At 38.5% G+C, this 8572-nt stretch carries 9 protein-coding genes; 5 read left to right on the top strand and 4 right to left on the bottom strand.

Features of this window, described 5'->3' with window-relative positions; genetic code table 11:
* Nucleotides 1–310 (top strand): hypothetical protein (locus BM141_RS23095; protein ID WP_394331693.1); only part of this gene is annotated, 310 nt, incomplete at its 5' end.
* On the opposite strand, the gene BM141_RS18670 is transcribed toward BM141_RS23095, so the two are convergent.
* The 4 genes from BM141_RS18670 to BM141_RS18655 form a co-directional block, all read right to left on the bottom strand.
* Nucleotides 311–1096 (bottom strand): hypothetical protein, encoded by a 786-nt coding sequence (locus tag BM141_RS18670; protein ID WP_091548986.1) that lies wholly within the window; start codon nucleotides 1094–1096, stop codon nucleotides 311–313. It abuts the gene before it with no gap.
* Between the two features lie 68 nt (nucleotides 1097–1164).
* Nucleotides 1165–2163 (bottom strand): PorP/SprF family type IX secretion system membrane protein, encoded by a 999-nt coding sequence (locus BM141_RS18665; RefSeq protein WP_091548985.1) that lies wholly within the window; start codon nucleotides 2161–2163, stop codon nucleotides 1165–1167.
* 181 nt (nucleotides 2164–2344) lie between these two features.
* On the bottom strand, nucleotides 2345–2728 hold the full coding sequence (locus BM141_RS18660) for an STAS domain-containing protein (RefSeq protein WP_091548984.1): 384 nt from the start codon (nucleotides 2726–2728) through the stop codon (nucleotides 2345–2347).
* Between the two features lie 209 nt (nucleotides 2729–2937).
* Nucleotides 2938–3876 (bottom strand): phosphoribosylaminoimidazolesuccinocarboxamide synthase, encoded by a 939-nt coding sequence (locus BM141_RS18655; protein ID WP_091548983.1) that lies wholly within the window; start codon nucleotides 3874–3876, stop codon nucleotides 2938–2940.
* Between the two features lie 187 nt (nucleotides 3877–4063).
* On the opposite strand from BM141_RS18655, the gene BM141_RS18650 reads away from it, so the two are divergent.
* The 4 genes from BM141_RS18650 to BM141_RS18635 all read left to right on the top strand — a co-directional run bounded on the left by BM141_RS18650 (nucleotide 4064) and on the right by BM141_RS18635 (nucleotide 8510).
* Nucleotides 4064–4285, top strand: coding sequence for a DUF6728 family protein (locus BM141_RS18650; RefSeq protein ID WP_091548982.1), 222 nt, complete (start codon nucleotides 4064–4066; stop codon nucleotides 4283–4285).
* 39 nt (nucleotides 4286–4324) lie between these two features.
* Nucleotides 4325–4642 (top strand): MmcQ/YjbR family DNA-binding protein, encoded by a 318-nt coding sequence (locus BM141_RS18645; RefSeq protein WP_317039490.1) that lies wholly within the window; start codon nucleotides 4325–4327, stop codon nucleotides 4640–4642.
* Nucleotides 4632–5369: an OmpA family protein gene (locus BM141_RS18640; RefSeq protein ID WP_091548980.1), complete on the top strand. Its 738-nt coding sequence runs from the start codon at nucleotides 4632–4634 to the stop codon at nucleotides 5367–5369. The genes BM141_RS18645 and BM141_RS18640 overlap by 11 nt, the downstream gene beginning before the upstream one ends.
* 117 nt (nucleotides 5370–5486) lie before the next feature.
* Complete coding sequence (locus tag BM141_RS18635) at nucleotides 5487–8510, top strand: amidohydrolase family protein (protein WP_091548979.1); 3024 nt, start codon at nucleotides 5487–5489, stop codon at nucleotides 8508–8510.
* Nucleotides 8511–8572 lie beyond the last annotated feature (62 nt).

The raw sequence follows: 8572 nt of genomic DNA, 5'->3' as shown, positions 1-8572 counted from the left end.
CGATAAAGGGTATGTAGGGTTGGGAAAAAGGCTTGAGAATACACTTGATTATGAGCTAATTATACAAAATAGAGCAAACCAAGTAGCTAATACTGCTACTGAAAAAGCATTTCTTGGTATTTTTCGTAAAACCATTGAAACAGTAAACTCAATACTGACAGAGCAGTTTAACATACAATATACACGTGCAAAGAGTGCTTGGGGACTAACAAATAGAATTATCGCAAAAATAACATCCCTAACTTTTGCTATTTATTTAAACTTTATAACTCAACAACCTATCTTAGATATAAAAAACTTTATATTTTAACTAGCACAATTGGTTGCCTATCTTTTTTTCTTCGTCAAAGATAGGAGCAGCTATAAAGGCGGCAGGGGCTAAATAAGAAGGAAGATAAGTTTCAAAATCGCAAAGTAGGGTATGATACTTTATCCCTATATGCCTGATTTTTCTGTATAGCCTACCCAAGTTAGAATCGGCATAAATCCCTGATAATAAACTTGTTCCAAAGTCCACTTCCTTATTCACACTATAAACAATGTAGCCTGTTTCGTCTTCTACCAAAAAAATATCATAATAGCCTCCTATTTTCAAGAAGGTAGAAAGAGAGCTGTGGTATTTGTCATGCACATAGCTGTAAGAAGAAGGTTTAAAAGCAGTCTTATTGCTGATAAGGTATTGGGTTTGAAGCAAAATACTTTTGTAGTTAGTAGGTAAAAAATGCGCTACTGTGAAAGTGTCTTGGTGATGCCTGAGCTTAGGAATGAACTCATTTTCATAATACATTCTTAGCTTTTGAGGATATTCTGGAGGTAATTCTTTAGGTTGTATATTCTCGAATGCTTCTTTAAAATCCTTCATTGCCTTATTTACCAAACTATTTTGAGCGAAATAGCCAATTTCTTGGCGTGTTTGGGTAAAGTAATTTTCTATTTCCATCTTTTTACTTTCCCGTACTGTTCTTAGTTGTTCAAAAGTTCGCTCTTTCAGTAAAGTAGTTGAGTTGCGATATTCCCACCACATAGTTAATGCAAATGGGACTATACCTACTAACAAAAAGGCAAAGAGCAGTTTGAATCTGATTCTATGAAGCATAAAGCAATAACTTTTTGCTTAAAGATACAAAATTCAGTTTGTGCAAAGCAAATTTAAGAATTGTTTTATCAGAAAAATACAGGGCAATCTATATGCTTGCTTCCTCTTTTGTTTCTTTTGTCATAGCGTGGGGCTAAGGTCAGCGAGATTTCATGCGCCCCTCCAGAGCGGTTCAAAGAGGAGATAGTGGCATCATAGCTATAAGTAAAAATCCAATTTTTATAGCGGAAACCAGCTAATCCTGCAATCGCATCTTGGTTGATGCGACCTGCTACATTTTTTTGGATAGGAATACCTCTGTACCACAAGCCGATAATCAAGGGTTCGTAAAAGAAGTTCACCCCTAAGTCCAACTGGTCAAAAGGGGCTTGGCGTTGGTACAAAATAGCAGGAGCAAGGGAAATGTCTTTGTCCCAATCTTTTGAAAATGAAAACTTTGCACCTGCTTGTACGGTTTGTCGCATGGCTAATCTTTCGCTGGTATTGACGATAGACTGAAAAGGGCGAGTCAAATGATGTATGCCCGCTCCAAACCAAAATGTTTTATTATAGACTAAAAAACCTGTAGAAAAATCGGGGTAATGGATAAAATTTCCGACTAAGTTTTCTCTCGTAGGATTGCCTGTGTTGATTTGGTCTTGGAAAACTAAGCGCGAAAAATCGGTGGTACGCGTAGTATAAGCCCCTTGCAAGCCCAAGCGAGCCACCCATTTTTTAGTAATTTTGACTTGATAAGAGTAGGCTAAAAGCAAACTTGTAGAGGTCATAGAGAAGGAACTCAATCTGTCTTGCAGTATCATCGCTCCCAAACCAGAGTCATAGTCGTCCCAATTATAATCAAAGGAAAAGATGTTGGTTTCGTAGGAATTAGGGATACTTGGATATTGGTTTCTGTACTGTACAGTGGCTCGGTATTGTGGTACAGCACCTGCAAAAGCAGGGTTCATGTAAGTAGGCGAGGCATAAAACTGCGTAAAGTTGGCATCTTGGCTATGTCCCTCAATAGGAAAGAAAAACAGCAGTAGAGAAAGTAAATAGACGATAATAAATGTTTTTCTTTTGTTCATAAGATAGATAATTTTAGGTAAAGCAAAATAAATTCGTGTAAATCCGTGAAATTCGTGGCTATACAGAAAACCCACCGCTCAGAACGGTGGGAAAGTAAGTGATTTTTAGCTAACACCCAAAAAATTTTTTGGGACTAACTTTTAGATTTTCAAAGAAATAAATAAATCCTGCTCGTAATAGTTATTCCATACCATTTTCTTGTTTTAATTCTTTTTCTACTTCGCTAAGGTGTATTGCCTCTACTGCTTCCTTAACGGTAGGTAACAAATTGAGTACATTATCTAACTTTGAAATTGTGATTAGCTTCATCACATGAGGAGTTACGCCTGCTAATACCAGAAAGCCATCTACATCTCCCGCCAAGCGATTAGCTACCAAGATAGCACTCAACCCTGACGAATCCACATACTTCACCTTACTCATATCCAAAATTAAGTTAGTTGTACCCGATTGGAATAGGGTTACAAATTCAGACTTTAGCTTGGGAGCAATCAAGGTGTCTAACTTTTCCTCATCTAACGCCAAAATGCTGTATCTCTCCTGTTTATCTATGCTATATTTCATATTGATTATTGATAAGATAACCCTTGTAAAATTTGACAATTTCGTAAGTTTATTGTTTAACTTATGCGTAGCCTTGTAAGGTGTGCAAAACCTTGTAAGGTCTAAATAATTACAAATGTAAAGATAGATAAAATAATTATAATTTTTAAAATTTACATTGATTATTCACAATTTTCTACAAAACTTTCTTCTCAAAAGTCAAGAAAACTTCATATAGAAATTGATGTGCGGATACTTTGTTCTATCTGTTCCAATATGTTTTCATAGCTTACTTGTTGAAAAGTACTCCCTGTAATCTGCTCATAAAGTTCTATATAACGAGCAGTAATAGAGGCTACTTTTTCGTCTGTCATTTCTGGAACTTGCTGCCCTTCTTTGCCTTGAAAGCCATTGGCAATGAGCCACTCTCTCACAAACTCTTTAGAAAGTTGCTTCTGGGCTTCTCCTTTTGCCTGCCTTTCCTCATAGCCTTCCGCATAAAAGTATCGGGAGGAATCAGGCGTATGCACCTCATCTATGAGGTAGATTTTATCTCCCAATTTCCCAAACTCATACTTGGTATCTACCAATATCAGCCCTCTTTCCTTTGCCATGACCGTACCCTTTTCAAATAGGGCAAAAGTATATTTTTTAAGGATTGCGTAGTCCTCTTGGCTCACTATTTTTTTTCTAATGATTTCACTTTCAGAAATATCCTCGTCATGTCCTTCGTGTGCTTTGGTAGTAGGCGTAATGATGGGATAGGGGAGTTGGTCATTTTCCTTTAAGCCCTCTGGCAAAGTTTCCCCACAGAGAGTGCGTTTGCCTGCCTTGTACTCTCGCCATGCGTGTCCAGAAAGATAACCACGAATGACCATTTCCACAGCAAAAGGCTGACATTTTTTGCCAATGCTGACGTTAGGGTGAGGAATAGCTTCCAACCAGTTAGGAACGATAGAAGCTGTCGCTTTTAAAAAATGTGCTGCTATCTGATTGAGAACTTGCCCTTTGTAAGGAATAGCTCTGGGTAGCACTACATCAAAAGCAGAAATGCGGTCAGTAGCAACTACGGCTAACTTGTCTGCAAAATGATAAACATCTCTGACCTTGCCTTTGTAAAATTGATTGCTTTGAGGAAAATGAAAATTGGTTTCTTTGATTGCCTCCATCTTCGAATATAAAGAAATAACTCACTTGCAAGTTTTCTTGCACGGCAAAGGTAGTTCTAATTTTTTTAATTCAAACAAAATTGCCTAACTTGCAAACAAAATAGTATGTTTCTATCTTTATTAATATTGATATGTCATTTTGACTTGGCAACATATTATTAATCAATTTAAAGACTAACATTTACCAATGGAAAATATCGAGAACAAACAAGCCCAAAAAGGAAGAAATACGCTCAGAGAGTATTTTGCTGTCAATGAGGTATTTCACTACTTTTTCAGAGTTTTTCGCAAAGATGCTAACGGCAAGCCTAATTTCAACCTGAAAGTCATGCATGGCATTAACCGTATTTCTATCCTTATGTTTTTATTTGCCTTTGTGGTTTGGTTAGCCAAAAGGCTATTTTTTTGATTGATGAATATTGAGGAATTTCGCGAGTTTTGCCTAAATTTGAAGGGAGTTACAGAATCCACTCACTTTGATGATAATACCTTAGTGATGAAGGTAATGAGTAAAGTTTTTGCTATAGCAGACATAGATAAGTTTGAAAGTATCAATGTCAAATGCGAGCCTGAAACAGCCATAGACCTTCGCGAAAGGTATAGCGGTGTAACAGCGGGCTACCACATGAACAAAAAACATTGGAATACCATAGCCATAGTCGGAGAACTGAGCGATGAGGAAATCAAGCATTGGATTTTGCACTCCTACGACTTGGTAGTGAGCAAATTGACTAAAAAAGAAAAAAACGAGTTAAATGAACTTTAATTTACACTTCTTCCTAATTGCTTTCATTTTTTTCATATCAAAAAATCCTGTCTTAATCGCTGATAGCTATGGTAGAACTGTTTTTTATTCCGTAGAGGGTTGGGTACTAAATGAAGAAAGTAACGAGCCTATTGCCAATGCTACGGTACTGTTTAAAAATATACAAAAAAGCCTGACTATTAAAGTAATCACTGATGCCAAAGGATATTTTAATACTCTTTTAGATGCTGAGCAAGTTTATGATGCCATCATTAGCCACCCCCAATATTTTACCCAAGCAAGTATAGAGGTCAATACGACCATGCGAAATAAGATTTTCCAATACACTTTCAAGCTAAGAGAGGTAGTTATAGGCAAAGGAGTCCGCATAGAAGGCATTGAGTTTGACCCTAATACCAATATTCCTACCCAAGAATCAGAGGTTACTTTGGAAAAGTTGCATAAACTCATGGATGAGAACCCCCACTTGGTTTTTGAAATCGGGGTGCATACCGATTCAAGAGGGAATGACGAGTACAACTTAGTACTTTCGCAAGGCAGAGCAGATGAGATAGCTTTTAACCTTATCAAAAAAGGGATTCCTAAAAATCGCCTCTCTGCCAAAGGCTACGGAGAAACTCGCTTAGTCAATCACTGTGCTAACGGAGTAAGATGCAACAGCGAGGAGCATCAACTTAACCGGCGTATCGAGTTCATTGTCAGAGATATTTTATCTGAAAAAAAATAAATCCTTTGTTCTAAGTGATTAGTTTTTGATATTTCTACAAAAATTTCGCTATAACTATTTTGAAAGTTGCTAACTTTCAGACAACTTCGTATCAATCTATTCAATCACTCAATTTTCATGTCTAAACTATATCCTTTATTTACGATGAAGCATTTTTTATCTACACTCTTGTTTTTAATGATAGTCCTGCACGTTTCTGCCCAAGAAACGCACCCAGTCAATGGAGCGCAGGACAAGCGACCAGAAATCTATGTTTTTACCAATGCCAATGTGGTAGTGGATTATCAAACTACTATGGTTAATAGTACATTGGTGGTGGTCAAAGGAAAAGTAGAGGCAGTTGGTACGAACTTGCCTATACCACAAGGTGCAATGGTCATAGACCTCAAAGGGAAATACATCTATCCTTCTATGGTCGATATTTTCTCTGACTACGGAATCGAGCAGCCTAAACCCCAAGGGGCAAGAGGCTTTTTTGCAAGTGGAGAGTTTCTTTCTAAAAAGAAGGGAGCATTCAACGCCAACGAAGCGGTCAAGCCTGAAACCAAAGGCAATGAACTTTTTAATGCTAACTCAGCGAATGCCAAATCTTTAAGAGATATAGGCTTTGGAGCGGTTTCTACGCATTTGATGGACGGAGTAGTTAGGGGAACAGGAGTTTTGGTAAGTTTATCTGATGAGAAAGAGCAAAAAACAGTATTAAAGGGTGAAACTGCTGCCTACTATTCTTTCGACAAAGGCACAAGTACGCAGGTGTATCCAACCTCTCAAATGGGTTACATTGCCCTGCTCAGGCAAACTTTTTACGATGGAATTTGGTACAAAAACTTTGGAAATACCTTAGAGTACAATATTTCTTTGGATTATTTCAATAAAAACCTTGCCCTTCCTCAAATCTTTGCGGTGAATAACAAACTCAATGCGCTTCGTGCTGACAAAATTGGTGATGAGTTTGGCAAGCAATTCATTATCAAAGGCTCAGGAGATGAGTACCAACTTATTGATGAAATCAAAGCAAGCAAAGCCTCTTTTATTTTGCCTGTGAATTTCCCTGAGGCTTATGATGTAGAAGACCCCTACGATGCCAAGTTGGTTTCTTTGGCAAACATGAAACATTGGGAACTTGCCCCTACCAACCCAAGTGTTTTGGCAAAGGCAGGTATAGAGTTTGCCTTTACCGCAGATGGTTTGAAAAATAAAAGCGATTTTATCAAAAATATCCAACAAGCCATAGAATATGGCTTAGACAAGCAAACTGCCTTGAAAGCAGTAACTTATACTCCTGCCAAACTTGTAGGCGCGGAAAATATTGTAGGTAGTTTGAAAAAGGGAATGGTTGCTAACTTCTTGATTACTTCCAAAGAACTTTTTGACAAGGAAAATACCATTTACGAAAACTGGGTACAAGGTAATCGCTACATCATCAATGACATGAATGTTACAGACATCAGAGGCGGGTACAAACTTACTTTTGGCAATGAGCTATTGAGTTTGAGCATTAGCGGGAAAGCGGAAAAGCCTGATTTTAAGGTAAATAAAGACACTATCAAATACACAACCAGCGGAAGCATAGACGGCAAATTGCTTACTTTGACTTTTGACAGAAACAATAAAAAGGTTCGTTTGACAGGAGTAATAGATGGCAAACTGTACGGCGAAGGGCAAGATGAAAATGGTAAATGGCTGGCTTGGGTAGCAGAGAAAACAGGAGAACCCAAAGAAGAAACCAAAAAAGACGAAGCTAAGAAAGATACCAAAGCTCCCGAATTAGGCAAGGTTACTTTTCCTTTTTCTGCTTACGGCTTGCCTGAAGTGCCTAAGGCAGAAATGGTATTGATAAAAAATGCAACCGTTTGGACAAATGAAAAAGAAGGCATTTTGAAAAATACAGATGTGCTGATTAATAATGGGAAAATAGAGAAAATAGGTCAGAATCTCTCTGCCACAGGAGCGAAAGTCATAGACGGTACAGGCAAGCACCTCAGCGCAGGTATCATTGACGAACACTCTCACATCGCTTTGGACGGAGTAAATGAGTTTACTTATTCGCTTAGTTCTGAGGTTCGCATGGGCGATGTCATTAATTCTGAGGCGATTAATATTTATCGCCAACTTTCAGGGGGAGTGATTGGGGCGCAGTTGTTGCATGGCTCTGCCAATGCGGTAGGTGGGCAGTCGGCTATCGTCAAATTCCGTTGGGGACTTTCTCCTGAGAAAATGAAAATCGAGGGTGCAGATGGCTTTATTAAGTTTGCTTTGGGCGAAAATGTAAAGCGTGGACGTACTTTTGGCGGTAACATTACTCGTTTCCCCAATACGCGCATGGGCGTAGAGCAGATTTATGTCGAGGGCTTTACCAGAGCAAGGGAATACGACAAAAATATGAAAGCAAACCCTACTCAAACAAGAAAAGATTTGCAATTAGAGGCTTTGGCAGAAATACTCAACAAGAAAAGATTTATTACTTGCCACTCCTACGTGCAGTCAGAAATCAATATGCTAATGAAAGTAGCCGAGCAGTTTGGCTTCAAAGTGAATACCTTTACTCACATCTTAGAAGGCTACAAGGTAGCTGACAAAATGCAAAAACATGGTGTAGCGGCTTCCTCTTTCTCTGATTGGTGGGGCTACAAATTTGAAGTATATGATGCCATTCCTTACAACCCTGTTTTATTGACCAATGCAGGCGTTATTACGGCTATCAACTCTGATGACGCAGAAATGGCTCGCCGCCTGAACCAAGAAGCTGCCAAGTCAGTCAAATACGGTGGAATGTCAGAGGAAGATGCCTTGAAAATGGTTACTTTGAATCCTGCGAAAATGTTACACTTGGACAATCGTACAGGCAGCATCAAAGTAGGCAAAGATGCAGATGTAGTGCTTTGGTCTGATAACCCACTTTCTATTTATGCTAAAGCAGAAAAAACCTTTGTAGATGGCGTACTTTACTATGACATAGACAGAGATAAACAACTCAGAGAGGAAATCAATGCAGAACGTAATCGTCTTATTCAGAAGATGGTCAATGCAAAAAAGGGCGGCGCACCTACACAACGCCCTAACATGAGGGGAGATTATACGGACATAGAAGAACTAAGCAAAAAGTTAGGGATTCAGTGCAAGTGCGGAGTGATGGAATAGAGATTTCATAACAAAATATATAAAGCGAGGCTGTCTAAAAATCAGAACTTTTAGGCAGCCTT

The sequence above is a fragment of the Thermoflexibacter ruber genome, assembly GCF_900113045.1.
GTDB classification, from domain to species: Bacteria; Bacteroidota; Bacteroidia; order Cytophagales; family Thermoflexibacteraceae; genus Thermoflexibacter; species Thermoflexibacter ruber.
Note: the sequence above shows the minus strand (reverse complement) of the source record. Positions and strands in the feature narration are given on the sequence as shown.

Coding starts and splice junctions, on each gene's coding strand:
- BM141_RS18635 (WP_091548979.1), top strand. CDS start 5,487: ATGTCTAAACTATATCCTTTATTTACGATGAAGCATTTTTTATCTACA.
- BM141_RS18670 (WP_091548986.1), bottom strand. CDS start 1,096: ATGCTTCATAGAATCAGATTCAAACTGCTCTTTGCCTTTTTGTTAGTA.
- BM141_RS18640 (WP_091548980.1), top strand. CDS start 4,632: ATGAACTTTAATTTACACTTCTTCCTAATTGCTTTCATTTTTTTCATA.
- BM141_RS18650 (WP_091548982.1), top strand. CDS start 4,064: ATGGAAAATATCGAGAACAAACAAGCCCAAAAAGGAAGAAATACGCTC.
- BM141_RS18665 (WP_091548985.1), bottom strand. CDS start 2,163: ATGAACAAAAGAAAAACATTTATTATCGTCTATTTACTTTCTCTACTG.
- BM141_RS18655 (WP_091548983.1), bottom strand. CDS start 3,876: ATGGAGGCAATCAAAGAAACCAATTTTCATTTTCCTCAAAGCAATCAA.
- BM141_RS18660 (WP_091548984.1), bottom strand. CDS start 2,728: ATGAAATATAGCATAGATAAACAGGAGAGATACAGCATTTTGGCGTTA.